Raw genomic sequence first — 26,558 nt, forward strand, 5'->3', positions numbered from 1 at the left:
GTCCGCTCAGATCAGATGGGCGCGCTTGTAGAACATCAGGGCGGGCTTGGTCAGCAGCCGGGCGGAGGCCAGGAACTCCATGAGGCCGGAGCAGCTGGACCGCATCATCGCCTTGTGGTGCTCGTTGGCCTTCGCCTCGCCGATCGCGCGTTCCGCGTCGAGCCCGGCGTTCGCGTAGACGCCCTTGTTCACCATGCTCGTGACGATCACGTACGACGCGATCGCGATGACGAGCGCGTTGATCCTGCGCCGGACCGGGCCCGCGCCGCTGAGGTGCTTGCGTGTCTCCGCACGGGCGAACTTCATGTGCCGGGATTCCTCGACCACATGGATGTTGTTGATGGTGCGGACGAAGGGCACGACGCGCTCGTCGCGCATCCAGTCGCGCTGCATGACGTCCAGGACCTCCTCCGCGACGAGGATCGCCGCGTACGCCGCCTCGCCGAACGCGAGCGTCTTGAAGGCCCGTCCCAGCTCGACGGCGACCCGGTGCGGCCGGTAGGGAGGGGCGCCCAGCTTCTGCGCGCCTCGGGCGAACATGATCGAGTGCCGGCACTCCTCGGCGATCTCGGTGAGCGCCCACTGGACGTCCGCGCTCGTCGGGTCCTTCGCGTACACGTCGCGCAGCACCATCTGCTGCAGGATCATCTCGAACCAGATGCCGGTGCTGGCCACCGAAGCGGCTTCCTGGCGGGTGAGTTCCTTGCGCTGTTCCTCGGTGAGCTCCGCCCAGTAGGCGGTGCCGTACAGAGTGCTCCACTCCGGGCTCGCGCCGTGGAAGTCCTTGTCCAGCGGGGTCTCCCAGTCGACCTCGGTGGCGGGGTCGTAGGCGAGCGTGGCGGCCGATTCGAGGAGGCGACGGGTGAGGTCGTCCTCGGGCGGCCGGTCCTGGGCATCCGGTCGAACGGTGCTGCTTGCCATGGTGCGGCTCCTCGGTTCGTCAGCGATGTTCCTTGGTGCGTTCACATTGCGTGGCTGCGGTGACGGAGCGGCAAAGACGGTGTCGGGCAGCTCTGTTGTGCGGGCAGCATGCGTGGAGGGCCGGTGTCCGCCCGGCCGTTCCGCCTTCTCGCCCCTCTTGTTAGACGGAAGGTATAGCAAGGATGCCCGGCGGGCCTACCCCCCAGTAAGAAATGTGCGCGCATCCTCGCGACATCTCCTCGCCGCGCCCCGGCGAGGGTGCTTCCGGTGGCCGTTTCCGCGCGCGTGGAGCAGCGTGGCGTTCGCGGTTTCGAACATTGTTCGCAATTTCAGCGCGAGTCATTGACGCCGGGTTTTCCCCGGCCTACGGTCCCGTCCGAAGTAGCGGTCGGGAGCCGAAATATCGAACACCCCGCCCTCCTTCGCCGCGTCCCCGCACCTCAGAGACGAGTCGAGACGAGCCGCCATGCATGCACCCCTCCTCAGCCGGCGCCGAGCCCTCGCGGGCGGTGCCGGCGCCCTGGCCGCCGCCGGAGCCCTCGGTTCCCTGTCCGGTTGTGCCGCCCCCGCCACCGCAGCAGGTCCGGGACAGACGCTGCTGCGGTTCTGGCACCTCTTCGGAGGTGGTGACGGGGTGAACATGCAGGGCATGCTGGACGATTTCCGCGGAGAGCACCCCGGCATCGCCCTGGAGGCCTCGACCCTGCAATGGGGCGCCCCGTACTACACCAAGCTCGGCATGGCGGGTGCCGGGGGCCGGGCACCCGAACTCGCCGCACTGCACCTCGCCCGGCTCACGGGCTTCGCCCCCGGCAGGCTCCTCGACCCGTTCGACCTCGACCTGCTGGCCGAACACGGGGTGCGCGAGGCGGACTTCCCGCCGGACATCTGGCGCCGGGGCCAGGTGGCCGGCAAGCAGTACGCCGTACCCCTCGACACCCACCCCTTCGTCCTCTACTACCAGACCGAGGTCTGCGAGAAGGCCGGACTCCTGTCGGGCGGCCGGCTCAAGCCGATCAGCGGCGCCGAGGAGTTCGCCGAGGCCCTGCGCGCCGCGAAGAAGGCGACCGGGCAGCCGGGGCTCGTGACCGAGACGCTCGGCCCCGACTGCATCACCCCGTGGCGTCTGTTCTCCAGCTTCTACGCCCAGACCGGCGGCAAGGTGCTCTCCCCGGACGGGAAGCGCCTCGCGCTCGACGACGCCAAGGCCCTCGGGGTCCTGGAGTACCTGGCCCGGCTCATCGAGGAGGGGCTGATGGTGCGCCGCGTCGACTACGCCGGATCCGTCGGCGTCTTCAACGGCGGCAAGACCGCCTTCCACCTCAACGGCGAATGGGAGATCAGCACCTTCAAGGCCACCGGGCTCCCGTTCTCCATGGCCCGTATCCCCGCGCTGTTCGGCACAGCGGCCACCCAGGCCGACTGCCACGCCTTCGTCCTGCCGCACCAGGCGGACCGGGGCGGTGCGGGCAACGAGGCGGCGCACACCCTCGTCGCCTGGATGCTGCGCAACTCGGTGGCCTGGGCCGAGGGCGGCCATGTGCCCGCCTACCTCCCGGTGCTCGACGACCCGGCCTACCTCGCGCTCAAGCCGCAGTCCGAATACCGCACCGTGATCGACGACGTGGCACTCGACGAGCCCGCGTGGTTCGCCGGCTCGGCCTCCAGGCTGTGGATCGAGCTCGGCGCAGTGTTCTCCGGGGTCCTCACCGGCTCCAGGAGCCCGCGCAACGCCCTGACCGAGGCGAAGGCCCGGCTGCGGACCCTCCTCGACACCCGCAACCCCCTCCCGGGAGACGCGTCATGACCACGACCACCGCCGCGGCGACGGAGCCCGCGTCGAAGCCCGCAGGGAGCGCGGCCGGACGCCCGGCCCGCTCCGTGCGCAGGAAGTGGACCGAACACGGCCTGGTGTTCATCGCGCCCTTCCTCCTCGTGTACGCCATGTTCCTCATCTGGCCGCTGATATCCGGCCTGGGCATGAGCCTGACGAGCGAGAACATCACCGGCAGCGGAGGGGAGTTCGTCGGCCTCGACAACTACGCCGAGGCGGTCCGCGACCCCGAGGTGTGGTCCTCGCTGTGGAACACCGTCTGGTTCACGGTCCTGTCCACCGTCCCCCTCGTCGTCGTCGGCCTGGTCCTCGCACTGCTCGCCCATCAGCTGCGGGTCGTGCAGTGGCTGTGGCGGCTCAGCTGGTTCGCCCCGTTCCTGCTGCCCTCCGGCGTCGTCTGCCTGCTGTTCGTCAACATGATCCTGCCGTCCGACTTCGGTCTCGCCGACCAACTGCTGGCCTCCGTCGGCCTGACCCCGGAGATCGGCTGGCTGACCGACGAGCGTTACGCCATGCTCAGCATCGTGGCCACCACCGTCTGGTGGACCGTCGGCTTCAACTTCCTGCTGTACCTCGCCGCCCTCCAGGCCATTCCGGCGCACCTGTACGAGGCCGCGGAACTCGACGGGGCGGGCGCGTGGAAGCGGCTGCTCCACATCACCCTGCCGATGCTGCGCCGGACCACAGGACTGGTCGTCGTCCTCCAGGTGCTCGCCTCGCTGAAGATCTTCGACCAGGTCTACATCATGACCGGCGGCGGCCCCGACGAGTCCACCCGGCCGATCCTCCAGTACGTCTACCAGCAGGGCTTCACGGGCTACCGCATCGGTTACGCCTCGGCCGTCTCCTACATCTTCTTCGCCCTGATCCTGACCGTCTCCCTGGTGCAGCCGCTGCTGTCCCGGCGCCGAGCTGAGGAGGCCGCGAAGTGAGCGGTTCCATCACCGTCGTACCGTCCCGCACCCCCCGGCCCGAGAGGCCCGGGCGGCCCGCCGACGCGGGGGGCCGCCGCCCGCGGTGGACCCCCGGCAGGATCGTCCTGCTCGCCATCGCCCTGCTGCTCACCGCGGCCTGGCTCCTGCCCCTCGCCTGGGCCGTCGCCACCTCCCTCAAACCTGAGGGGGACACCGCGAAGACCCCGCTCTCCTGGATCGGTTCGCGCGTCACCTTCGAGGCGTACAGCAAGGTCTGGGAGTCGGGCGACCTCATGGTCTGGCTCATGAACTCGGCGTACATCTCCGTCATGACGACGCTGCTGACCGTCGTGACCTGCGCCATGGCCGCCTACGGCTTCACCCGCACCGACTTCCGGGGCCGTCGGCTCATCTACGGTCTGGTGCTCGCCGGCATCATGGTGCCGCCGCAGGTCCTCATCGCGCCCCTGTTCCGCGAGATGGTCCAGCTCGGCCTCGTCGACACCTACTGGGGCGTGATCCTGCCCCAGGTCGCCGTACCCGCCATGGTGTTCATCCTGGTCAAGTTCTTCGAGGGCGTGCCACGGGAGCTGGAGGAGGCGGCCTTCGTCGACGGCGCCGGCCGCTGGCGGGTCTTCTGGACGATCGTCATCCCGCTGTCCCGGCCGGTGCTCGCCGCCGTGGCGATCTTCACCTTCATCTCCACCTGGAACAATTTCCTCTGGCCGTTCCTCGTGACCACCGACCCGGGCGGCATGACCCTGCCCGTGGGCCTCGTCAACGTCCAGTCGACCTTCGGTGTGCGCTACGCGCAGATCATGGCCTCGCTCGTGATCGCGGGGATGCCGCTCCTGGTCGTCTTCGCGTTCTTCCAGCGGCAGATCGTGCGGGGCATCGCGCACACCGGTCTCGCCGGGCAGTAGCGGTACGAGGCCGGCGGCCCGTACGGACGGCTCCCCCCGTCCGCGCGGGCCGTCACGCGATCGACGTACCCTGCGCCAGCAGCAGCGCCACGTCCGCGGCGGCCACCGCGACCGTCCCCGCGAGCGCTGCCTTGCGCCACGTCCTGACCGGCCGGGGAGCGGCGCACGCCGTCGCCAGCACCACGGCACAGAGGGCAACCGCGACCAGGAGGGCGGGCGGGCCGGGCTCGCCGCTCGCGCGGGGGCCCAGGAGCAGGACCGCGGTGGCCGCCAGCAGGGGGAGCGGCAGCAGGCGCCGGGCGCGGGCCTCGCCCCACCGCTGCGGCAGGCCGCGGATCCCCGCCCGCAGATCCGCCTCGATGTCGGGCAGTACGTCGCCCAGATGTGCCGCGACACCGAGCAGGGCGCCCGCGGCCACCGCCCACCAGGCGGGCCAGGGGTGGCCGGGCAGGCTCAGGGCGACCAGACAGGGCAGGCTGCCGAAGCCGACCGCATACGGCAGCCAGGACAGCACCGTCTCCTTGAGCTTCAGGTTGTACGCCCAGGCCGCCAGGACTCCCGCCAGATGCGCGGAACCCGCGGCGGCCCCGCACGCGAAGGACAGCAGCGCGCACAGGGCCAGACCGGTGAACGCGGCACCCCACACGGTGCCCGCTCCGACCGCGCCCAGGGCCACCGGCTTGCCGGGCCGGGCCGCGTCGGCGTCGCGGCGGGCGTCGAAGGCGTCGTTGCACCAGCCCACCGAGAGCTGGCCGGCCAGCACGGCCGACGCGACCAGCGCACAACGGCCGCCCCCGAGGCCCGCACCGGCGCCCAGCGCCGCGACCAGCGCGGTCACCGCCGCGACCGGACCCGGGTGGCAGGAGCGGAGCAGGCCGGTCAGCGGGCGCGGCAGCCGTACGGCCGTTGTCCGGGATGCGAGCCGGTCCGTGGTGTCCACGGGCCGATCGTAGGTACTCCTGAGCACACGAACACGACAGCCGCGCGCCGCACCTGCGGCGATTTGCCCCGTTCTGCGGGCAGGATGTGGGTCATGACCTCTCCGAAGCGGTGGCCAGGATGACCCGGATCGCGGCCGTCCACGGGGTGCTGCCACCGCACCGTCACGGCCAGCGGGAGATCACCGACATGGTGGCGCGCACCTGCCTGCCGGACGGGGCGGACCGTCGTGTGCTCGACCGGATCCACGGCAACGCCGGAGTGCGCAGCCGGAACACGGTGCTGCCCCTGGGGGACTACGCCGAACTGGACGACTTCGGCGCGGCCAACGACGTCTTCATCGACGCGGCCGTCGACCTCGGAGCTGAAGCGGTACGCGGCGCCCTGCGCAAGGCCGGACTGCTGCCCGCCGACGTGGACCTGCTGATGTTCACCTCCGTCACCGGGATCGCGGCGCCCTCGGTGGACGCGCGGCTCGTCGGCCGCCTGGGTCTGCGCCCCGACGTCAAACGGCTCCCCGTCTTCGGACTGGGCTGCGTCGCCGGCGCCGCCGGGACGGCGCGGCTGCACGACTACCTGCTCGGGCGCCCAGGACAGGTCGCCGTCCTGCTCTCCGTCGAGCTCTGCTCCCTGACCTTCCAGCGCGAGGACGCCACCCCCGCCAACCTGGTCGCCACCGCACTGTTCGGTGACGGCGCCGCGGCGGCGGTCCTCGTCGGCGGCGCACACCCCTCGGCCACGGGCGGTCCCGAGGTACTGGACACCCGCAGCCGTCTGTATCCGGACACCGGGCACATCATGGGCTGGGACATCCGGGGCTCCGGGTTCACCGTGGTGCTCGACCCGGCCGTCCCCGACGTCGTGCGCCGGTATCTCGCCGAGGACGTCACCGGCTTCCTGGAACCGCACGGGCTCAAGCCGAAGGACATCGCCCGCTGGGTGTGCCACCCCGGAGGCCCCAAGGTCCTGGAGGCTGTCACGGACGCCCTGGACCTGCCCGATGACGCCCTCGACGTCACCCGGAGATCGCTGGCCGAGACCGGCAACCTGTCGTCGTCCTCGGTGCTGCACGTCCTGCGGGACACGATGGACCGGCGAAGGCCCGAACCCGGCAGCCCCGGCCTCCTGATGGCCATGGGCCCCGGGTTCTGCTGCGAACTGGTGCTGCTGCGCTGGTAGTCCGGAGGAACACATGATCTGGTACACCGCCCTGGTGCTGGCGGTCGCCGCCGAACGCCTCGCCGAGCTCGCGGTGGCGCTGCGCAACGCGCGCTGGAGTCTGGCCCGGGGCGGCACCGAAGCCGGACGCGGCCACTACCCGGCGATGGTGACCCTGCACACCGCCCTGCTCGGCGCCTGCCTCGCCGAGACATGGCTGGCGGACCGGCCCTTCCTGCCCTGGCTCGGCTGGAGCATGGTCGCTGTGGTGGCCGCCGCACAAGGGCTGCGCTGGTGGTGCGTCCGTACGCTGGGGCGCCGCTGGAACACCCGGGTCATCGTCGTCCCGGGCCTGCCCCTGGTGACCGGCGGCCCCTACCGCTTCCTCCGCCACCCCAACTACGTGGCCGTCGCCGCCGAGGGAGCCGCCCTGCCGCTGGTGCACGGCGCCTGGGTCACCGCCGTCCTGTTCACCGTGCTCAACGCGGCACTCATGGCCGTACGCGTCCGGTGCGAGGACAGCGCGCTGGCCCGTTTCGCCGGGGCGGACGCGCGCGCGTGATCGACATCCTGGTGGCGGGCGGCGGACCGGCCGGGCTCGCGGCGGCCATCCGGGCCGCCGCGGCGGGTCTGGAGGCCGTCGTGGTCGAACCCCGCCCGGCCCCGGTGGACAAGGCCTGCGGCGAGGGCATCATGCCCAGCGGCGTGGCGGCCCTGCGCGCACTGGGCGTCACCCCGGCCGGCAGCGCACTGCGCGGAATCCGCTACGTCGAGGGCGCCCGGCGGGCCGAGGCGGCCTTCAGCGGCGGCCCCGGACTCGGCGTGCGCCGGACCGAACTGCACGCGGCCCTGCACCGGCGGGCCAGGGAGCTCGGCGTACGTGTCGTCACGGGCCGGGTTGAGGAGGTGCGCCAGCGGCACGACAGCGTCACGGCGGCGGGCATGACGGCACGCTGGCTGATCGCGGCGGACGGCCTGCACTCGCCCTCGCGCCGCGCACTGGGCCTGGAGCGGGCCGGCACCGCGCCCCGCAGATACGGGCTGCGCCGCCATTATGGTGTCGCCCCCTGGACGGACTTCGTCGAGGTGCACTGGTCACGCCACGGCGAGGCGTATGTGACCCCGGTGGGGGAGGGGCTGATCGGCGTGGCCGTGCTCAGCCGTCACCGGTGCTCCCACGAGCAGCACCTCGCCGCGTTCCCCGCCCTGGCCCGAGCGCTCCGGGGTCTCGACGCCGGCCCCGTGCGGGGCGCGGGCCCCCTGCGCCGGACCGCCGCCGCGCCGAGAGCCGGCCGCGTGCTGCTGGTCGGGGACGCGGCGGGTTACGTGGACGCGCTCACCGGCGAGGGCATCGCCCTGGCGACGGCGACCGCCTCGGCCGCGGTCGACTGCCTCGCGGCGGGTCGTCCCGAGCTCTACCCCGCACGGTGGACACGCCTGACGCGCCGCCATCGGCTGCTCACCCAGGCGCTGCTGGCGACGGCCGGACACCCGCTCTCCGCCGGCCTGATCGTCCCGGCCGCCCAGCGCCTGCCCCTGGTGTTCAAGGCCGCCGTACGCGCCCTGCAGTAGCCGCGCCGGCTGTTGGACACCCCGCCGTACGCGTCCGGCGGCAGCCCGCCGGAAGGCGCTGAACAGGCCCGGCGGCGGTGCGGGAGGGTGCGGCCTGCATCCCAGGGAATCCCCGGGACCGGTTGCCCGCGGCATCGGACCCGAGGCGATCCACGCGCGGATCCACGGACACCCCCGTCGTGCGGTCCGTGCTGGTCGCCTCCCTCATCCCGGGCGTCTGACCGCCTGACCACCGGGCGTACCCGCCCGCCCACGGGGGCGGCGGGGCGGCGAGGAAGCGGGAAGCCGTGTAGAAAGGGGGGCATGGCCGGACGCTACGGCCGCCCGCGTTCGTTTCTCGGGATGAGAAGCCTCGCTGGTCAGGTCTTTCTCCTGCAGGTGGCGATCGTGGTGTTGCTCGTCGCTGCCTCCGTGACTGCGCTCGTGCTGCAGTCGCGGGCCGGCAGTGAGCGTGAAGCCCGCAATCGCTCGGTCGCCGTGGCCGAGACCTTCGCGAACGCCCCCGGAATGGAAGCGGCCCTGCGGAGCCCCGATCCCACCGCGGTGCTCCAGCCGAAGGCCGAGGCGGCACGGAAGGGATCCGGCGTCGACTTCATCGTGGTCATGGATCTGGACGCCGTCCGCTACACGCATCCGCTGCCCGACCGCATCGGCAAGAAGTTCGTCGGTGAGGTCGGCCCCGCTCTCGACGGGCGGGTCGTCACCGAGAAGGTCGACGGGACCATCGGCCCGCTGGTCCAGGCCGTGGTGCCCGTCTTCGGTGCGGACGGCGAAGTGGTGGGCCTGGTGTCCGCCGGGATCACGATCAAGACCGTCAGCGGGGTCACCGAGAGCCAGTTCCCCCTGCTGTTCGGCACCGCCGGAGGGATCCTGCTGCTCACCATGGGCGGCACCGCGCTCGTCACCCGCCGGCTCAAACGCCAGACGCACGGTCTCGGCCCGACCGAGATGACCCGCATGTACGAGCATCACGACGCCGTTCTGCACGCCGTACGGGAAGGCGTGGTCATCGTCAGCGGTGACGGGCGCCTCCTGCTGGCCAATGACGAGGCGCGAAGGCTCCTCGGTCTTCCCGCGGAGGTCGAGGGGGTGCCCGTCGCCGAACTCGGACTCGACCCCGTCATCACGACGCTGCTGACCTCGGGACGCAGCGCGACGGACGAGGTGCACTCCGTGGGCGACCGGCTCCTCGCGGTCAGCCAGCGGTCCACGGACCGGAACGGCGGACCGCCCGGCAGCGTGACGACCTTGCGCGACACCACCGAGCTCCAGGCGCTCTCGGGCCGGGCCGCCATGGCGCGCGGGAGGCTGAAACTGCTCTACGACGCGGGCACCGAGATCGGCACCACCCTGGACGTCATGCGCACCTGCGAGGAACTCTCCGACTTCGCCACCGCCAGGTTCGCCGACTACTCCACTGTCGACGTGGCCGAGGAGGTGCTGCGCGGCGAGGAGCCCACGGCAGCCGGAGCCGCCATCCACGGCCTGCGCCGCACCGCCTTCAGCGGCTCCCGGGACGACACAGGCCTGTCCCCCCTGGGGGCGGTCATCCGTTTCCTGCCGGGCACGGACATCGGCGCCGCGCTCCTCAGAGGGGAAGCCGTACTCGACCCCGACCTGACGACGAGGTCGGGATGGCAGGAGCCCGACCCGGCGAACGCCGACCACATCGTGGAATGCGGGTTCCATTCGCTGATAGCCGTCCCGATGCGGGCCAGGGGTGTGGTCCTCGGCGTGGCCATGTTCTGGCGGGCCCGGATGCCCGACCCGTTCGAGGACGAGGACCTCTCCGTGGCCGAGGAGCTCGTCGCCCGCGCCGCGGTGAGCATCGACAACGCCCGGCGCTACTCGCGCGAGCACAACGTGGCCGTCACCCTGCAGCGCAGCCTGCTCCCGCGCGGCCTCCCCGACCAGACCGCCATCGACGCCGCCTACCGCTACCTCCCCGCACAGGCGGGGCTCGGTGGCCTCGGCGGTGTCGGCGGTGACTGGTTCGACATCATCCCGCTGCCCGGCGCCAGGGTGGCACTCGTGGTCGGTGACGTGGTCGGCCACGGACTCCACGCGGCCGCCACCATGGGGCGCCTGCGCACGGCCGTACACAACTTCTCCACCCTGGACCTGCCCCCCGACGAACTGCTGTGGCATCTGGACGAGCTGGTCGCCCGCATCGACCAGGACGAGGCCGCCGACGGCTCCGAGGGCGGCGGTGTCACCGGCGCGACCTGCCTCTACGCCATCTACGACCCGGCCACCGGACGCTGCGCGATGGCCCGGGCGGGCCACCTCCAGCCGGTCGTCGTCAGCCCCGACGGGGAAGCGGTCTTCGCCGACGTGCCCGGTGGCCCGCCCCTCGGGCTCGGCGGCCTGCCCTTCGAGACGTACGACGTGGAGCTTCCCCCGGACAGCCGGCTGGTGCTCTACACGGACGGGCTGGTGGAGGAGCGGCACCGTGACATCGACGAAGGGCTGGAACTGCTGCGCGAGACCCTGGCCGGCCACCCCGACCGGACCCCCGAGGAGACCTGTGAGGCCGTCCTGCGCGCCCTGGTGCCCGGCAGGGCACGGGACGACGTGGCCCTGCTCGTCGGCCGCACCCTCCGGCTGGCCCCCGAGAACGTGGCCGACTGGGACGTGCCGTCCGACCCCTCGGCGGTCGCCAGGGTCCGGTCCGACGTGTCCCGCAAGCTGGCCGAGTGGGAGCTGGTCGAGGAAGCCTTCACGACCGAGCTGATCCTCAGCGAACTGGTCACCAACTCCATCCGCTACGCCACCGGCCCCATCGGCGTGCGGCTGATCCGTGACAGGACGCTGATCTGCGAGGTGTCCGACCGCAGCAGCACCTCACCCCACCTGCGCCAGGCAGCCAGCATGGACGAGGGCGGCCGGGGGCTCTTCCTCGTCGCCCAGCTGGCCGAACGCTGGGGTACCCGCTACACCGACGACGGCGGCAAGGTCATCTGGACGGAACAGCCGCTGCCGACGGACACCGACGGCCCGGTGTGACGCTGCCGCCGGATCACTTGCGGCAGTGCAGGAAGAGATGGGGTTCGGGGCCCGCCGCCGGATGGGACGGTGTGAACACCGTGTCGTCCTCGTGCTCGACGGTGAGCCCCGCGCCGGTCGCGAGCGCCCTGAACGACTCGGGGCCGAAGCTGGTCACCCGTACCTCCTGGCCCATGAACACGGCGCTCACATCCTCCACGTCCAGCGGTACCGTCGCCAGGACCATACGGCCCCCCGGCCTGAGCGCCCTCGTCAGCCGCCCCACGAGGGTGCGCTGCTCCTCGCGCGGCATCTGCAGGAGCGAGAAGTAGACGCAGACCGCGTCGAAGCTCTCCTCCTCCAGGGCGGCCTCACGGATGTCGGCGCAGCGGAAGGACGCCCCGGGCACGCGGCGGGAGGCCAGCTCCACCATGACGGGCGAGACGTCGACCCCCAGCACCTCGTGCCCCGCGTCCGCCAGCGTCCCGGCGGTCGGCCGGCCCGTGCCGCTGCCGACGTCCAGGACCCGGCTCCGCGGGGCCAGGGCGCCCAGCAGCCGGTCCAGCGAGGCGAGGTGCGCCGCCGAGCCGGCGAAGGCCCGCTCGTAGTCGGCGCCGATGGCGTCGAACGCCCGGGCTGCCGGGTGCTGGTGCGCCTCGGTCATGGAACGGTCCCTTCCGGAGCGGTACGGCGCGACACGGCTCGCTCGCTTCCGGCGGGCCGTCCGAGCGCAGGGAGGCGGAGAGTTGGAACCCCGGACGAGGCGAAGCGCTCCGCCCGCGCAGTCTTTCACAGCAACGCCACGGCGAGGGGCGGTCGTTGTCATCGCGATCCAGCCGAAGGCCCATGGCATCCGGCTGCGCGGCCGAAATCCGCGGGGCCGCGTGCGGGTGTGACCGGGAACGGGCGTGAAACGGGTGCCCGCATCGGTCGATCGGGCGCAGCCGGGCCCGCCCGCCGCCCGCTTCACGCGGGTGACCAGCGCGAAGACCTGAGATGAAACGGGCGCGAACGGGCGTAGCGCGTCGGGCGAAGGAGCTGGTCGAACAACCGTTTCTGCTTGTACAAACAGTGCGTGGGCCCGAACGGACGCAGGGCCTCCACCGGATTCGTACGAGAGCAGGGATGGTTCCGTGGGCACCGAGGAACGCCGACGAGGGATTCTGGAAGCCGCCCGGCAGGACGGTTCCGTCGACGTGAACCGGCTGGCCGAGCGGTTCCAGGTGGCCAAGGAGACCATCCGGCGCGATCTGCACATCCTGGAGGAGCACGGCCTCGTACGGCGTACCCACGGTGGTGCGTACCCGGTCGAGAGCGCGGGGTTCGAGACCACGCTCGCGATGCGCACCACGCACCACGTACCCCAGAAGTCACGGATCGCCAGGGCCGCCGCCGACCTGCTCGGTGACGCCGAGACGGTGTTCGTCGACGAGGGCTTCACCCCCCAGCTCATCGCCGAAGCCCTGCCCCGTGACCGGCCCCTGACGGTGGTCACCGCCTCCCTCGCGGTCGCGACCGTCCTCGCGGACGTGGAGAAGACGTCGGTCCTCGTGCTCGGCGGGCGTCTGCGAGGCAGCACCATGGCCACGGTCGACCACTGGGCCACCCGCATGCTCGCCGACTTCGTCATCGACCTGGCGTACGTCGGCGCGAACGGAATCTCCCGGCAGTACGGGCTGACCACCCCGGACCCGACGGTGTGCGAGGTCAAGGCGCAGGCCATGCGCAGCGCCCGCCGCAGGGTCTTCACCGGAGTCCACACGAAGTTCGGAGCGGTGAGCTTCTGCCGGTTCGCGGGCGTCGGCGACTTCGAGACGATCGTCACCGACACCGGCCTGCCCTCGGCCGAGGCCCAGCGTTACTCACTCCTCGGCCCGAACGTCATCCGCGTCTGACCCCGCAGGCGGCGGTGCCCGGGCCCGCCGTCCCACCGATGCCCGTCCCCTCCGGCTCCTCGCCCCGGTGAGGAGCCGGAGGGCGGACCAGCCATGCCCCGGAACGGCAGGAGCACCGACGGCACGGGGCGCCGACACACGAGCCGCTACGACCGATACAGGAGATCTACTTATGCCCCACCAGCAACGACGCCGTGGGATCCGCGTGCGTGCGGTCGCGGGCACGGCAGCGATGGTCCTTCTCACCGCCGGGTGCGCGGGAGCGGGCGGCACCGCCTTCGGAGGGGGTGACGCGCTCAACGTCCTGATGGTGAACAACCCGCAGATGCTCGCACTGCAGAAGCTCACCGCCGAGCACTTCACCGAGGAGACCGGCATCAAGGTCCACTTCACGGTGCTCCCGGAGAACGACGTACGCGACAAGATCAGCCAGGACTTCTCCAACCAGGCCGGCCAGTACGACATCGGCACCATCAGCAACTTCGAGGTGCCCTTCTTCGCCGAGAACGACTGGCTGCACCCCCTCGACACGTACGCCGAACAGGACCCCGCGTTCGATCAGGACGACATCCTCGAACCCCTGCGGAAATCGCTCACCGCCGAGGGCAGGCTCTACGCCGAACCCTTCTACGGCGAGTCGTCCTTCCTCATGTACCGCAAGGACGTCTTCGAGGCGAAGGGGCTGACGATGCCCCCGCACCCCACCTGGCAACAGGTGGCGGGACTCGCGGCGGAGGCCGACGGGGCCGAGCCCGGCATGAAGGGCATCTGCCTGCGCGGGCTGCCCGGCTGGGGGGAGCTCATGGCTCCGCTCACCACCGTCGTCAACACCATGGGCGGCACCTGGTTCACCGAGGACTGGAAACCGCAGCTCACCTCGCCCGAGTTCAAGAAGGCCACCAAGTTCTACGTCGACCTCGTGCGCGAGCACGGCGAGCGCGGGGCCTCCCAGTCCGGATACGCCGAGTGCCTCAACAACATGACCCAGGGCAAGACCGCCATGTGGTACGACGCGACAGCGGGCGCGGGCTCACTGGAGGCGGCCGGCTCCCCGGTCAAGGGGAAGATCGGCTACGTACCGGCCCCGGTCGAGGAGACGAAGAGCTCTGGATGGCTCTACACCTGGGCCTGGGGCATCCAGAAGGCGTCCAAGAAGGCCGACGACGCCTGGAAATTCGTCTCCTGGGCCTCCGGGAAGGAGTACGAATCGCTCGTCGGTGAGACCAGCGGCTGGGCCGACGCGCCGGCCGGCAAACGGGCCTCCACCTACGACAACCCCGAGTACCGCAAGGCGGCAGGCGCGTTCGCGGACGTCACCGAGCAGGCCATCTCCGCGGCGGACCCCGAGAATCCCGGCACGCAGCCGCGCCCCGTGCCCGGGATCCAGTTCGTCGGCATCCCCGAGTTCACCGATCTCGGCACCCGGGTCGCGCAGGAGATCAGCGCGGCCATCGCCGGCCGCCAGTCCGTCGACAAGGCGCTGGCCACCTCCCAGAAGCTGGCCGAAGAGGTCGCCAAGGAGTACCGATGACCACAGCTGTCAGCACCACCCCGCAGTCACCACCCGGCCAGGCCGCCGCCCCGGCCCGCAGGAGGCCCGGCCCCCGGGCCTGGGCCACCAGGGCGCCGCTCCTGCCCGCGCTCGTGTTCCTGATCGCCGTCACCCAGCTGCCGTTCGTGGCGACCCTGGTGATCTCCCTCTTCGACTGGAACTCCCTCAGGCCCGACAAGCGCGCCTTCAACGGACTGGACAACTACGTCTCCGTGTTCACCGACGCGGCACTCCGCGACTCGGTGCTCACCACGATCCTGCTGACCGTGGGCGTGGTCGTCGCCACCGTGGTGCTCGGCCTGGCCCTCGCACTCCTCCTCGACCGTACGTTCTTCGGCCGGGGCATGGTCCGCACCCTGCTCATCACCCCGTTCCTGATCGTGCCCGTCTCCGCCGCCCTGCTGTGGAAGCACGCGCTGTACAACCCCGAGTACGGCCTCCTCAACGGCGCCCTGAGCTGGGTCGGTGAGCTCTTCGGCGACACGAGCCCGAGCCAGCCGGACTGGATCGCCGAGATGCCGCTGCTCGCCGTGATCGCCGCACTGGTCTGGCAATGGACGCCGTTCATGATGCTGATCCTGCTCGCGGGGCTCCAGAGCCGGCCGGCCGAGGTGGTCGAGGCGGCACGGCTCGACGGGGCGAGCGCCTGGCAGACCTTCCGCTACCTGACCCTGCCTCACCTGCGCAGATACCTCGAACTCGGGGTTCTGCTCGGTGCTGTCTACATCGTGCAGAACTTCGACGCGGTGTTCACGATCACCGCCGGTGGGCTCGGCACCGCCAACCTTCCGTACACCATCTACCAGACCTTCTACCAGGCCCACGAATACGGACTGGCGTCCGCCGCGGGAGTCGTCGTGGTGATCGGCACGATCATCATCGCCACCTTCGCGCTCCGGACCGTCTCGTCCCTCTTCAGTGAGGAGGCGAACCGCGCATGACCACTGCCACCGTCCCCGCGCCGGCCCCGTCCGCGCGACGGGCCCTGCGCAGAGCCAAACGGCGCAACACGGCGCTCGGCCTGCTGGCCTGGGCGGCAGGACTCGCCTTCTGCCTGCCCGCGCTGTGGATGCTGCTGACCTCGCTGCACGCGGAGCCGGACGCCGCCACCAACCCGCCCTCCCTCTTCGCGCCGCTCACCCTCGACGGTTACCGGGCCTTCTTCGGAGCCGACACCGGAGTGACGCCGTGGCCACCGCTGCTCAACTCCCTGGGCGCCTCCTTCTTCTCCACGGTTCTGGTGCTCCTGCTGGCGCTCCCGGCGGCGTACGCCCTGTCCATCCGCCGCGTCCGCAAGTGGACGGACGTGATGTTCTTCTTCCTCTCCACGAAGATGCTGCCCGTCGTCGCCGGGCTCCTGCCCGTCTACCTGTTCGCCAAGAACGCCGGGCTGCTGGACAACATCTGGCTCCTCGTCCTGCTCTACACCTCGATGAACCTGCCGATCGCCGTCTGGATGATGCAGTCGTTCCTCGCCGACGTACCGGTCTCCGTCATCGAGGCCGCCCAGGTCGACGGCGCGAGGCTGCCGACCGTCCTGGGCAGGGTCGTCGCGCCGATGGCAGCGCCGGGCATCGCCGCCACCGCCCTCATCTGCTTCATCTTCAGCTGGAACGAGCTGCTCTTCGCACGGGTGCTCACCGGCGTCGTCGCCCAGACGGCGCCCGTCTTCCTCACCGGATTCGTCACCAGCCAGGGCCTCTTCCTGGCCCAGCTGTGCGCCGCGTCCGTCGTCGTGTCCCTGCCGGTGCTCGCCGCCGGCTACGCCGCCCAGGACAAACTCGTCCAGGGCCTGTCTCTTGGAGCAGTGAAATAATGCGGGCAGCGATCGTCGAAGCCCCCGGCAAGGTCTCCGTCACCACCGTCCCCGACCCCGACCCCGGCCCGCGCGACGTCGTCGTCTCGGTCGCCTCGTGCGGACTGTGCGGCACCGACCTGCACATCCTCCAGGGCGAGTTCGCACCGTCCCTGCCCCTCGTCCCCGGCCACGAGTTCGCCGGGGAGGTCGTGGGTGTCGGCCAGGAGGTCACGGAGCTGGCCGTGGGCGACCTGGTGGCCGTCGACCCCTCCCTGCACTGTCACGAGTGCCGCTACTGCCGCATCGGGCGCGGCAACCTCTGCGAGCGCTGGGCCGCCATCGGCGTCACCGTGGCCGGCGGCGCGGCCGAGTACGCCGTCGCACCCGTGGCCAACTGCGTGAAGCTGCCCGAGCACATCGACGTCAAGGACGCGGCCCTGATCGAGCCCTTGTCCTGCGCGGTCCGGGGGTACGACGTCCTCAGCAGCACGCTCGGCGCCGAAGTGCTCATCTACGGCTCGGGGACCATGGGCCTGATGATGCTGGAGCTCGCCAAGCGCACCGGGGCCGCGGGCGTCGACGTCCTCGACGTCAACCCCGACCGCCTCGCCACGGCCGCCCTCCTCGGCTGTTCCCGCTCGGCGGCCGGGGCCGACGAACTGGACCGGCCCGGCGGCTGGGACGTCGTCATCGACGCGACCGGTAACGCTGCGGCCATCCAGGACGGCCTCGGCCGGGTGGCCAAGGGAGGGACGTTCCTCCAGTTCGGGGTGGCCGACTACGCCACGACGGCGGTGATCGAGCCGTACCGCATCTACAACCAGGAGATCACCATCACCGGATCGATGGCGGTCCTGCACAGCTACGAACGCGCCGCCGCGCTCTTCGCCACCGGCGTCCTCGACCCGGCCGTCTTCATCAGCGACCGGCTGCCGCTCGACCAGTACCCGCAGGCCATCGACCGCTTCAAGGCGGGCATCGGCCGCAAGATCGTGGTCGAACCGTGAGGGGCGGACGGCCCGCCTCCGTCCTCGTGCTCGGTGAGGCCCTCATCGATCTCGTACCCGTGGCCGGGGAGGGGGACCTGCGGGCCGCGCAGTTCGGCGGGGCGGCGGCCAACGTCGCCGTCGGGCTCGCGAGGCTCGGGACCACGACCGTGTTCGCCGGGGGTCTGGGCGGCGACGGCTTCGCCCGCACCATCGAGGCGCGGCTGGCGGCGGCCGGGGTCGACCTCACGCCGTGCACACGCTCCGGTCTGCCCACGGCGCTCGCCGTCGCCGATCCCGGCACGGAGGGCACCGGCTACCACTTCCACCTCCAGGACACGGCGACCTTCCGGCTGCCCGACCTCTCCGCGCAGACCTCCCGCTTCGGCGCCGTCTACGTGGGCGGGCTCGCGGCCGTCGTGGAGCCGGCGGCCACCGCCGTACGGGCCACCGCGCACGCGGCCGCCTCCGGCTCCCTCCTGGTGGTCGACCCCAACGTCCGCCGGGACCGCACCCTTGGCCCCGGCAACGGCTCGGCGGCCCTGCGCGCACTGTGCGGCCTCGCACACGTCGTCAAGGCCAGCGACGAGGACCTGGAACACCTGTGGCCCGGCGCCGGCCCCGAGGAGACCTGCCGGAGGCTGGCCGCCGGAGGGCGGCTGGTCGTCCTGACCCGGGGCGCCCGGGGCAGCACGGCGTACACCGCCACCGCCCCGCCCGTGTCCGTCCCGGCGGTTCCCGTCGAGGTCGTCAACACCATCGGGGCCGGCGACGCGTTCGCCGCGGGCCTGCTCAGCCGCATGGGAGACCTCGGCTCCTTCACGGCGAGCCCGGACCCTGAGACGGTGCGGGACATGCTGTCCTTCGCCGCCGAGGCCGCCGCATCGGTGTGCGGGCGGGCCGGTACGGAGCCCTCGGTACCCGCGGGCACCTGAGGGAAGCACGGCCGTGGACATGCGCACCCGGGAACGGGTGCGCATCCTGGCTGTGTGACCTGGAGCCCCGATGGCAGCCGAACGCCCGGCGGGCTGCCGGCGGTGCTCGCCCAGGCCGTGGTGAGCGCCGTCGACGCCGGCGGAGGGTACGCCGGCGGCGTCTACCTGCGCTCCCGCACGCCGGACCTCCTGATGCTGGCGGTGCTCGCGGGGCTGCCCGGTTCGCTGATGCGGCCGTGGTGGCGCATGCACGTGAACCGGCCCTTCCCCGTGGCCGAGGCGTACCGCTCCGGCGCCCCCGTGTACCTGGGCGACGCGGAGGACAGCATGCGGCGGTTCCCGCAGCTCATGGCGGGGCTGCCCTTCCCCTTCGGATGCCTGTGCGTACCCGTGCTGTGCGGAACCGCACCCGCCGGCGTGCTCGTCGTGCTGCGCTACGCCACCCGTGGTGTCCCCGTCAGCGGAGCCGACCGGCACGCGATGGAGGCCGTCGCGCGGCGGCTCGGCGAGGATCTCACCGCCCTGGAACAGGAGGGTGCGGCGGTCGAGTGGGACGGCGAGCCCGCCTTGCTGCGGCTGCCCTCGGAGTCCGGCCGGCCGCTGCGGATCGGGCGCTTCGAGTGGGACGTGGACAGCGGGGCCCTCACGGCGGACGGCGAAGCCCACGCGCTGCTCGGTCTCGGGTCCACGACGCCGCCCGCGCGCACCATGGAAGCACTGACGGCAAAGCTGCGGCCGGAGGACGTGCACGGCCTGCTCGTCCTCGGGAGGCAGACCGCGCGGTCGGCAGAGCCCCCCGTGCGCCGGATGCGCCTGTGGGGGGCCGACGCCCGCCCCCTCGTGGCCGAACTCACCCGCGTCCCCCAGGAGGGCACCGGGGAACCGGAGGGGCGGCTGGCGGGCGTCCTGCTCGACCCGGGATCGGGACCCGTCGTCCCGGAGACCGCCGGCCGGGTCCCACGCGGCATCCTCTCCTTCGACCGCACCGGCCGGATCACCTACGCCAACCGCAGGGCCGAGGAGATCGTGGGCCGCACCCGGGAGGAGCTGACCGGCCGGATCCTGTGGGATGCCCTGCCCTTCTTCGCGAACCCGGCGTACGAGGACCACCACCGAGCCGCCCTGTTCTCCGACGACCCGGTCCACTTCCTCGCCCGGCACACTCCGACGCAGTGGCTGTCGGTGGCGATGTTCCCCGGCCGCGACGGGGTCACGGTCACCCTCAGCCCCTCCGGCCGGCCCGGTCACGCGCCCGAGCCCACCGCCGCTGCCGGAGGAGGGTTCGGCGCGTCGGACGAGCGCACCGCCGTCCTGTACCGCCCGGTGGCCCTGGCCATCGCGCTGACGGAGGCCGTCACGGCGCGTCAGGTGTCCGCCGTGGTGACCGAGGAACTCCTTCCCGCGTTCGGCGGCAGGCAGCTGGCCATCTACCTCCAGCACGAGCGGCGCCTCTGCATGGCGTGGGAGACGGGCTTTCCCATGGGCTTCCTGGACCGCTTCGACGGGGTCGGCCTCGACGCCCACATCCCCGGCGTGGAGACACTCACGACCGGGCGGCCGCTCTTCTTCGAGTCCATGGAGCAACTGGCCGACGCCTACCCCGGCATCCCGATGGACACCGACGTCGGAGCCCGTGCCTTCCTGCCCCTCATCGCCTCGGGCCGCCCGGTCGGCTCGTGCATCCTCGGCTTCGACCAGCCGCGCGGCTTCAGCCCCGAGGAGCGCACCGCCCTCACCGCGCTCGCCGGTCTCATCGCCCAGGCCCTCCAGCGCGCGCAGCGGTACGACACCGAGTCCGCTCTGGCGCGTGGGCTCCAGGACGCGCTGTTGCCGCACCGGCTGCCCCACGTGGAACAGGTCGCCACGGTCGGGCGCTACCTCTCCGGCACCCAGGACATCGAGGTCGGCGGCGACTGGTACGACGTCATCGAGACCGGCAGCGGCCTCGCCCTGGTCATCGGGGACGTGCAGGGACACGGTGTCGCGGCAGCCGCCACCATGGGCCAGTTGCGCAGCGCCGTACGTGCCTTCGCGCTCATCGGGCACGGGCCGCAGGAGATCATGAGCGCCACGAACCGGCTGCTCATCGGCCTCGACCCCGGTCAGTTCGCGAGTTGCTGCTACGTGCTGCTCGACCCCCTCACGGGCGACGCCACGGCCGTGCGCGCCGGGCACCCCCAGCCGGTACTGCGGCACCCCGACGGCGGCACCGAGGTGCTGGACCTCGCCGGGGGAGTGGTACTCGGCGTGGCCCCCGAGGCGTCGTATCCCGTCACCGCGCTGCGGCTGGAGACCGGCGCGGTCCTGGCACTGTTCACGGACGGACTGGTGGAGAAGGCGGGCGCGGACATCGACGAGGGCATCGAGCGGCTGCGCAGCACTTTGGCCGACGTCGGCCACCTGCCGCTGGCCGAGGCGGCCGACGGGGTGATCGCACGGGCGGGGCTGGACGACGACCGCCCCGACGACATCGCGCTCCTGCTGGCCGCCCGCCGGGACACAGCCCGCTGAACCTCGCCCCGGGCTGCGGGCCGGACGCCCGGGTGAGGCATCCTCTGCTGGTCGGGCAGAACGGGTCCGCGGCGGTGAACGAGGATCGGCCGCGGTTACCAAGAAGGATGCGGAACCAGATGGCAGACAATTCGGACCTCTTGGCCTTCGTGCGGGCGCGCCTCGCGGACGAGGAGCTCATCGCGCGGGAAGCCGGCGGTGACGGCTGGCGCACCCCGGCCGAGGCGCCCGGCGAGGTGCACGACCGGACGAGCGGCATCGCGTTCGTCGTGCGGTCGCGTGGCTACGACCGGCACATCGCCTTCCAGGACCCCGCCCGGACCCTGCGCCGCATCGAGACCACTCGGGTACTGCTGGACGAGTACGAGGAGATCGCGGCCCTGGACACCGACCGGCCGGCCCAGGACTTCGCCTCGGGCCGCGCCGTCGGGCTCGGGTTCGTCGTCCGTCAGATGGCCGCCGAACACGCGGGGCACCCCGACTACCGGGTGAAGTGGCTGCCGCGCTTCTCCCACTGGGGCCCGCCGTCCGAGGCCGGGTGAAGGCCGGGGCCGGAATGAGTAGGGCGGCGCCACGCGTCTGAGTACCCGGACCGATACCGGCGCGGCCCGGTGCCGGTGGAATGGGGACCATGCTCCCCGACGCGCCGACGCGCCCTCGCATCCAGACCCTGACCACGGCCGGAACGGCGCTGGCCGTGACCCTGCTGCCGCTGGCCGTCGGAGTCCTGCTGGCCAGGGCGTCGGCGATGGATCCGATGACGTCGGTCAACGCCCTGGTCACCAGCGGCGGGCAGCGGCCCAAAATCGCCCCCTCGCGCTGGGTCCTGAGGGCTCGAACGCGTGAGCTCCTGTCCAGGCGGTAATGGAATGCCTGTCCAGGCAAGCGCTCTCGCTCCTGTTACACGGATCCGCCTGTTCCGGTCATGGGCGCCCGGGGTGGTGGAGCGGGGGTGAACGGGGCGCCTCGACCTGCGGAACGGGGCCCTGAAAGGGTCGGTGCAATGATCAACGGTTGACAGGTCTACGACCGCCGGAATTCATGCCGAATGCAGTTGTGTGTGACAGAAATGTCCGTACTTCGTCACACGAAGCGGGACACCTTCCAGCCACCTCGAAAGCGGGACAAAGTTTGCGTTCCCGGCACTACGCCGGGATCGGAGAAAACGCCTGGAGTCCCATTCCGGGCCCGCATGATGAGGGGTTTCCATGTCCCGTTCCGCACGACGGATCACCGCCACCCTGCTCGCCTCGGGCGCACTGCTCGGAGCAGCGGCTCTGCCCGCCACGGCCGATGGATGGGACCACGGTCACAGCCGGCCCGCCCACCGCTCGGCGGTCGTCCTGGGCGAGATCCAGTACGAGAGCCCCGGTCGTGACAACGGCTCCAACCGCAGCCTGAACGCGGAGTGGGTCACCGTCACCAACACCAGCCGCCACACCGTCAACCTCCGTGGCTGGACGCTCACCGACGAGAGCCGTCGCTCGTACACCTTCGACCTGCGGCTCGCAGGCCGTTCCTCGGTCCGCGTCCACACCGGTGTGGGCCGCGACACCCGGCACGACGTCTACCAGGACCGTCGCAACTACGTGTGGGACAGCAGGGACACCGCCACCCTCCGCGACAACCGCGGGCGCAAGATCGACTCCGAGTCCTGGGGCCGGCACCGTGACGGCGGCCACCGCGATGGCGGGCACCGTGACGGCGGGCATCGTGACGGCGGGCACCGCGGCAACCGCTGAACGAGGTGACTAGGGGGAAGCGGCGTTCTCCCTGAGTGACGGGCGTACCACGGCTCACCCCCGTGGTACGCCTTTCTCGTGACCGTCCGCACACGGGTCCGCGGCCGCGTCGGGCGGGGGCTGTGCAACGTGAGGCTGCCGGTGATGTCAGGATGGCCTCATGACCATCAAGGCGTATTTCGACATCAGCATCGACGACCAGCCCGCTGGGCGGATCGTGTTCAACCTTTTCGACGACGTGGCCCCCAAGACGGCGGAGAACTTCCGCGCGCTGGCCACCGGTGAGCACGGCTTCGGTTACGCGGGCTCGCCCTTCCACCGCGTCATCCCGGACTTCATGCTCCAGGGCGGCGACTTCACCAACGGCAACGGCACCGGCGGCAAGAGCATCTACGGCGAGAAGTTCGCCGACGAGAACTTCACCCTCAAGCACAACAAGCCGGGTCTGCTCTCGATGGCCAACGCCGGCCCGAACAGCAACGGTTCGCAGTTCTTCATCACCACCGTCGTCACCCCGTGGCTGGACGGCAAGCACGTGGTGTTCGGCGAGGTCGCCGACGAGTCCAGCATGGAGCTCGTCCGCAAGATCGAGTCGTACGGTTCGCAGTCCGGCAAGACCAAGGCGCGGATCGCGGTCTCCGCCTCCGGCGTTCTCTGACGCACCTGACGGGGCTCCCGGCCGGATGTTCCCGGCCGGGGCCCCGCACGCGGTACATCCGGCCCCGGATCTTCGGGCTGGCATGATCAGGGGCATGAACGAGCGCATCATCGCCGCGTGTGACGGGGCATCGAAGGGCAATCCGGGGCCTGCGGCCTGGGCGTGGGTCGTGGCAGACGGCCAGGGCAGCCCCCAGCGGTGGGAGGCGGGCCCGCTGGGCACGGCCACGAACAACGTCGCCGAGCTCACCGCCCTGCTGGAGCTGCTGAGGTCCACCGATCCCACCGTGCCCGTCGAGGTGCGCATGGACTCGCAGTACGCGATGAACGCGGTCACGAAGTGGCTGCCGGGCTGGAAACGCAACGGCTGGAAGACGTCGGGGGGCAAGCCGGTCGCCAACCGTGAACTGGTCGTCGGGATCGACGAACTGCTGTCCGGGCGCAGCGTGGAGTTCCGCTACGTGCCGGCCCATCAGGTGGACGGCGATCCGCTCAACGCGCTGGCCGACCAGGCCGCGAGCGAGGTGGCCGTCTCGCAGCAGGCGGCGGGGACCGCCCACGGCACGGCTGACCTGCCGGTACCGGCCCCTGCCCGCTCCACGAAGAGCCGGTCGGGCGGTACGCGGTCCACGGGCGCGGCAGGAGGCGGAGCGGGGAGCGGATCCGCGCGCTCCGGTGCGCCGGCCCGGTCCGGTACGACGATCAAGGCGAGATTCGCCGGCCGGTGCCAGTGCGGGAAGCCGTATGCCGCCAAGGACATGATCGCGAAGAATCCGAACGGCTGGGGCCACCCGGAGTGCCGGGCGCTCGTCTGAGGCGAGCCGTCCAGGTGCTCAGATGTCGGCCCAGACCAGCCGGCCGGAGACGCTGGTGCGGGTGCCCCACCGTGCCGCCAGCGTGTCCACCAGCATCAGGCCACGTCCGCCTTCGGCTATCGAGGCGAGACTGAATCCGTCCGGCTCGTCCGTCCCCTCACGTCCCGTGAGGGGCGCCGGACCGGGGCCCTCCATGCCGTCGGGCATGCGGGGAGCGTGAAGTCGCTCCCCGGCGGTGCCGTGCGGGCCGGTGAGCCGCCCGTCGCGGTGTGTGTGGGGCCTCGCGGCCGGGACTCTCGGGCCGGGCAGTGGTGGCCCGTGCCGCAGGCGACGGTTCCACACGCAGATGCGGACCCGGCCGGAGGTGCGCAGCAGGCGGCACCGGATCCGGCGGCCCGCCGTGTGCTCCACGGCGTTCGTGACCAGCTCGGTCACCACCAGGGCGGCGGTCTCCACGCGTTCGTCGGGCTCTCCCCAGCTCCGCATGGCTTCCTGCACGCGGTGCCTTGCTTCGGGGACGCCATGGGGGAGGCGGGGGATCCACCAGCTCTGTGCGCTACGCCCGCCCGAGCTCTCCGAGGCGAGGCGCACGCACGCGACTATTTCCGACATGTTCGTACTCTCCGTGCAAAGGGCATACTTTGCAAGGGACAGAATGAACGAATAATTCCGCTTATGTTCATCGGTGCTACGTCCAGGCGGCACCCACTCCGCGCCGGGAACCCGCTCCGCGCCGGGCCCACCCCGTGCGGGAGCCCGCGAGGAAGGTGCGTCGATGAGGCCCCGATCCGGCCCCACGGTCGAGCACCGCGTCCTGGCCGCGCGCCTGCGGATCCTGCGGGAGCGCGCGGGCGTCAGTCTCCAGGCCGCCGCCGTGGCACTGGGTGCACACCCCGCCACCGTACGGCGCATCGAGCGTGCGGAGACCGGGCTGGACGCCCATCAGGTCCGTGTCCTCCTGGAGCGCTACGGGGTGCCCGCCGCCCAGGCCGAGCCGATCATGACGGGACTTGCCGCGGCGAACCTGCCCGGCTGGTGGCATCGCTGGCGGGACACGATGGAGCCGTGGCAGCAGGAGGTCATCGGCATCGAGTCCTCCGCCCGGCTCGTGCGGACCTGGCATCCCGCACTGGTTCCCGAGCTCCTGCGCACTCCCGACTACGAGGCGGCGCTGTGCCGCGCCCTGCACCCCGACGAGACCCCCGCACGGCGGGAGAGGCGTGTCGAGCTGCTCGGGGAGCGACAGCGGCGCCTCCAGGAGAGCGGAGCGGTGCTGTGGGCCCTCTGTCCCGCCGCGGCCCTGCACACCCGGGTCGGGGGCCCGCAGGTGATGCGGGGGCAGCGGGCGCTGCTCGAGGAGGCCGGACACCGGCAGCACCTCACGGTCCAGGTCGTGCCCCTCGGCTTTCCGCCGCACCCCATGACCGGCGTCCCGGCCCTGCACCTGCTCCGGGTGGCGGCCCCGGAGATCGGTGACCGCGCGGTCCTGGAGATTCCCGGAAGCAAGGTGGACATCATCGACGAACCCGGCGTCGTCATGGACTACCGCATCCGTCTCGACGGCGCCTGCGCCAGTGCTCCGCACCCGGGCACACCCCTGCCGATCGACGGCGGAAGTGCCGGAAACCTCTGAAGAACGGGCCTGTTGGGGTTTCGAACGGCCGGGGACGGTCACGCGACACAGTGCGGAACCCGTAGCAACCAAGCGCGAACCACGCGATCGGCGGGACCGTCCCGCTCGACAGGGAGTGAGAAAGATGGACAACTGGCGCACACTCGCGGCGTGCCGCGAAGAGGACCCCGACCTGTTCTTCCCCATCGGCAGCAGTGGCCCGGCGCTCGTACAGGCCGAGGAGGCCAAGGCGGTCTGCAGGACCTGCCCGGTCCAGGAACGGTGCCTGGACTGGGCCCTGGAGAACGGCCAGGACGCGGGCGTGTGGGGAGGCATGGACGAGAACGAACGGCGTGCCCTGAAGCGCCGCCGGTCGCGGCGCCAGGCCAGGAGCCACGGATGACGCCCGTCGGCCCCGGCCGCCGCGCCGGGAGAAGATGAGCCATGGACACCTGGGTATGGCTCGGCATCGGCGCGCTCGTCCTCCTGCTCGTGGCGGGCTTCGCCGCCGTCCTCCTGGTGCGCGTGATCCGGGCGAGGAAGCTGCTGGTCGACGCGGGAGTCCCCTTCCGCGGCAAGGCCCTCGTCTGGGCGGCCGTGATCTACACGGTCTCGCCGGTCGACCTTCTGCCGGACCCCGTCTACCTGGACGACATCGGCTTCCTGCTGCTGGCCCTGCGCTCGCTGCACGCAGCGGCGCACGCGGCCGGCGCGGGGCGGGGACGGGGGAGCGCCACGCCGAAGGAAGCCGGCGGCAACCTTTCGGTGTCGGGCAGCAACTGAGGGGGCGTAAGCCATCCCCTGCCAGA

At 71.7% G+C, this 26,558-nt stretch carries 26 protein-coding genes; 22 read left to right on the top strand and 4 right to left on the bottom strand.

The genetic code is table 11. The features are described 5' to 3' along the window. Positions 1-6 precede the first annotated feature (6 nt). Positions 7-921 (bottom strand): diiron oxygenase, encoded by a 915-nt coding sequence (locus tag ABZY45_RS30905; protein ID WP_356745296.1) that lies wholly within the window; start codon positions 919-921, stop codon positions 7-9. Between the two features lie 466 nt (positions 922-1,387). On the opposite strand from ABZY45_RS30905, the gene ABZY45_RS30910 reads away from it, so the two are divergent. The 3 genes from ABZY45_RS30910 to ABZY45_RS30920 all read left to right on the top strand — a co-directional run bounded on the left by ABZY45_RS30910 (position 1,388) and on the right by ABZY45_RS30920 (position 4,592). Then, on the top strand, positions 1,388-2,728 hold the full coding sequence (locus ABZY45_RS30910; protein ID WP_356745298.1) for an extracellular solute-binding protein: 1,341 nt from the start codon (positions 1,388-1,390) through the stop codon (positions 2,726-2,728). Beyond that, positions 2,725-3,687 carry a sugar ABC transporter permease gene (locus ABZY45_RS30915; RefSeq protein ID WP_356745300.1) on the top strand — a complete coding sequence of 321 codons (963 nt, stop codon included), beginning with the start codon at positions 2,725-2,727 and terminating at the stop codon, positions 3,685-3,687. Before ABZY45_RS30910 ends, ABZY45_RS30915 begins: the two co-directional genes overlap by 4 nt. Positions 3,688-3,788: 101 nt before the next feature. Further along, positions 3,789-4,592 (top strand): carbohydrate ABC transporter permease, encoded by an 804-nt coding sequence (locus ABZY45_RS30920; protein WP_356745443.1) that lies wholly within the window; start codon positions 3,789-3,791, stop codon positions 4,590-4,592. A gap of 52 nt (positions 4,593-4,644) precedes the next feature. Here ABZY45_RS30920 and ABZY45_RS30925 read toward each other — a convergent pair whose 3' ends face one another. Further along, positions 4,645-5,532 (bottom strand): UbiA family prenyltransferase, encoded by an 888-nt coding sequence (locus tag ABZY45_RS30925; RefSeq protein ID WP_356745302.1) that lies wholly within the window; start codon positions 5,530-5,532, stop codon positions 4,645-4,647. Positions 5,533-5,651: 119 nt separating this feature from the next. Between ABZY45_RS30925 and ABZY45_RS30930 the strand changes: the two genes are divergently transcribed. The 4 genes from ABZY45_RS30930 to ABZY45_RS30945 all read left to right on the top strand — a co-directional run bounded on the left by ABZY45_RS30930 (position 5,652) and on the right by ABZY45_RS30945 (position 11,267). Next, positions 5,652-6,710, top strand: coding sequence for a 3-oxoacyl-[acyl-carrier-protein] synthase III C-terminal domain-containing protein (locus tag ABZY45_RS30930; protein ID WP_356745304.1), 1,059 nt, complete (start codon positions 5,652-5,654; stop codon positions 6,708-6,710). Positions 6,711-6,723: 13 nt separating this feature from the next. Continuing rightward, the gene (locus ABZY45_RS30935) at positions 6,724-7,251 is read left to right on the top strand and encodes an isoprenylcysteine carboxyl methyltransferase family protein (protein ID WP_356745306.1); all 528 of its coding nucleotides are present in this window, start codon (positions 6,724-6,726) and stop codon (positions 7,249-7,251) included. Beyond that, the gene (locus tag ABZY45_RS30940) at positions 7,248-8,261 is read left to right on the top strand and encodes an FAD-dependent monooxygenase (protein WP_356745308.1); all 1,014 of its coding nucleotides are present in this window, start codon (positions 7,248-7,250) and stop codon (positions 8,259-8,261) included. Before ABZY45_RS30935 ends, ABZY45_RS30940 begins: the two co-directional genes overlap by 4 nt. Before the next feature lie 303 nt (positions 8,262-8,564). Then, positions 8,565-11,267: a SpoIIE family protein phosphatase gene (locus tag ABZY45_RS30945; RefSeq protein ID WP_356745310.1), complete on the top strand. Its 2,703-nt coding sequence runs from the start codon at positions 8,565-8,567 to the stop codon at positions 11,265-11,267. Between the two features lie 13 nt (positions 11,268-11,280). Here ABZY45_RS30945 and ABZY45_RS30950 read toward each other — a convergent pair whose 3' ends face one another. Next, positions 11,281-11,910: a class I SAM-dependent methyltransferase gene (locus tag ABZY45_RS30950; protein WP_356745312.1), complete on the bottom strand. Its 630-nt coding sequence runs from the start codon at positions 11,908-11,910 to the stop codon at positions 11,281-11,283. Between the two features lie 469 nt (positions 11,911-12,379). Between ABZY45_RS30950 and ABZY45_RS30955 the strand changes: the two genes are divergently transcribed. The 12 genes from ABZY45_RS30955 (at position 12,380) to ABZY45_RS31010 (ending at position 24,137) form a co-directional block, all read left to right on the top strand. Beyond that, a complete protein-coding gene (locus tag ABZY45_RS30955; protein ID WP_356745314.1) occupies positions 12,380-13,141 on the top strand; it encodes a DeoR/GlpR family DNA-binding transcription regulator in 762 nt (253 codons plus the stop codon). 172 nt (positions 13,142-13,313) lie between these two features. Next, a complete protein-coding gene (locus ABZY45_RS30960) occupies positions 13,314-14,672 on the top strand; it encodes a sugar ABC transporter substrate-binding protein (protein ID WP_356745316.1) in 1,359 nt (452 codons plus the stop codon). Next, positions 14,669-15,634 carry a sugar ABC transporter permease gene (locus tag ABZY45_RS30965; RefSeq protein WP_356745318.1) on the top strand — a complete coding sequence of 322 codons (966 nt, stop codon included), beginning with the start codon at positions 14,669-14,671 and terminating at the stop codon, positions 15,632-15,634. The genes ABZY45_RS30960 and ABZY45_RS30965 overlap by 4 nt, the downstream gene beginning before the upstream one ends. Further along, a complete protein-coding gene (locus ABZY45_RS30970) occupies positions 15,631-16,509 on the top strand; it encodes a carbohydrate ABC transporter permease (RefSeq protein WP_356745320.1) in 879 nt (292 codons plus the stop codon). Before ABZY45_RS30965 ends, ABZY45_RS30970 begins: the two co-directional genes overlap by 4 nt. After that, entirely contained in the window at positions 16,509-17,498 is a 990-nt protein-coding gene (locus tag ABZY45_RS30975) for a zinc-dependent alcohol dehydrogenase family protein (RefSeq protein ID WP_356745322.1), read from the top strand. The genes ABZY45_RS30970 and ABZY45_RS30975 overlap by 1 nt, the downstream gene beginning before the upstream one ends. After that, entirely contained in the window at positions 17,495-18,412 is a 918-nt protein-coding gene (locus ABZY45_RS30980; RefSeq protein WP_356745324.1) for a PfkB family carbohydrate kinase, read from the top strand. Before ABZY45_RS30975 ends, ABZY45_RS30980 begins: the two co-directional genes overlap by 4 nt. A gap of 54 nt (positions 18,413-18,466) precedes the next feature. Continuing rightward, complete coding sequence (locus tag ABZY45_RS30985; RefSeq protein ID WP_356745326.1) at positions 18,467-20,923, top strand: SpoIIE family protein phosphatase; 2,457 nt, start codon at positions 18,467-18,469, stop codon at positions 20,921-20,923. Between the two features lie 119 nt (positions 20,924-21,042). Continuing rightward, positions 21,043-21,465: a DUF6221 family protein gene (locus tag ABZY45_RS30990; protein WP_356745328.1), complete on the top strand. Its 423-nt coding sequence runs from the start codon at positions 21,043-21,045 to the stop codon at positions 21,463-21,465. An 89-nt stretch (positions 21,466-21,554) separates the two neighbouring features. Then, a complete protein-coding gene (locus ABZY45_RS30995; protein WP_356745330.1) occupies positions 21,555-21,788 on the top strand; it encodes a hypothetical protein in 234 nt (77 codons plus the stop codon). A gap of 343 nt (positions 21,789-22,131) precedes the next feature. Next, positions 22,132-22,665 (top strand): lamin tail domain-containing protein, encoded by a 534-nt coding sequence (locus ABZY45_RS31000; protein ID WP_356745332.1) that lies wholly within the window; start codon positions 22,132-22,134, stop codon positions 22,663-22,665. A gap of 160 nt (positions 22,666-22,825) precedes the next feature. After that, positions 22,826-23,323 carry a peptidylprolyl isomerase gene (locus ABZY45_RS31005; RefSeq protein ID WP_356745334.1) on the top strand — a complete coding sequence of 166 codons (498 nt, stop codon included), beginning with the start codon at positions 22,826-22,828 and terminating at the stop codon, positions 23,321-23,323. 94 nt (positions 23,324-23,417) lie between these two features. Beyond that, a complete protein-coding gene (locus tag ABZY45_RS31010) occupies positions 23,418-24,137 on the top strand; it encodes a ribonuclease H (protein WP_356745336.1) in 720 nt (239 codons plus the stop codon). 18 nt (positions 24,138-24,155) lie between these two features. On the opposite strand, the gene ABZY45_RS31015 is transcribed toward ABZY45_RS31010, so the two are convergent. Beyond that, on the bottom strand, positions 24,156-24,749 hold the full coding sequence (locus ABZY45_RS31015; RefSeq protein ID WP_356745337.1) for an ATP-binding protein: 594 nt from the start codon (positions 24,747-24,749) through the stop codon (positions 24,156-24,158). Between the two features lie 163 nt (positions 24,750-24,912). On the opposite strand from ABZY45_RS31015, the gene ABZY45_RS31020 reads away from it, so the two are divergent. From ABZY45_RS31020 to ABZY45_RS31030, 3 genes are all read left to right on the top strand, one after another. After that, positions 24,913-25,770, top strand: a complete 858-nt coding sequence (locus tag ABZY45_RS31020; protein WP_356745339.1) for a helix-turn-helix transcriptional regulator — start codon at positions 24,913-24,915, stop codon at positions 25,768-25,770. A 124-nt stretch (positions 25,771-25,894) separates the two neighbouring features. Continuing rightward, positions 25,895-26,152: a WhiB family transcriptional regulator gene (locus tag ABZY45_RS31025; protein ID WP_356745341.1), complete on the top strand. Its 258-nt coding sequence runs from the start codon at positions 25,895-25,897 to the stop codon at positions 26,150-26,152. Positions 26,153-26,193: 41 nt separating this feature from the next. After that, the gene (locus tag ABZY45_RS31030) at positions 26,194-26,532 is read left to right on the top strand and encodes a DUF1232 domain-containing protein (RefSeq protein ID WP_356745343.1); all 339 of its coding nucleotides are present in this window, start codon (positions 26,194-26,196) and stop codon (positions 26,530-26,532) included. Positions 26,533-26,558 lie beyond the last annotated feature (26 nt).

It is taken from the genome of Streptomyces sp. NPDC006516 (genome assembly GCF_040611875.1).
Lineage (GTDB): Bacteria > Actinomycetota > Actinomycetes > Streptomycetales > Streptomycetaceae > Streptomyces.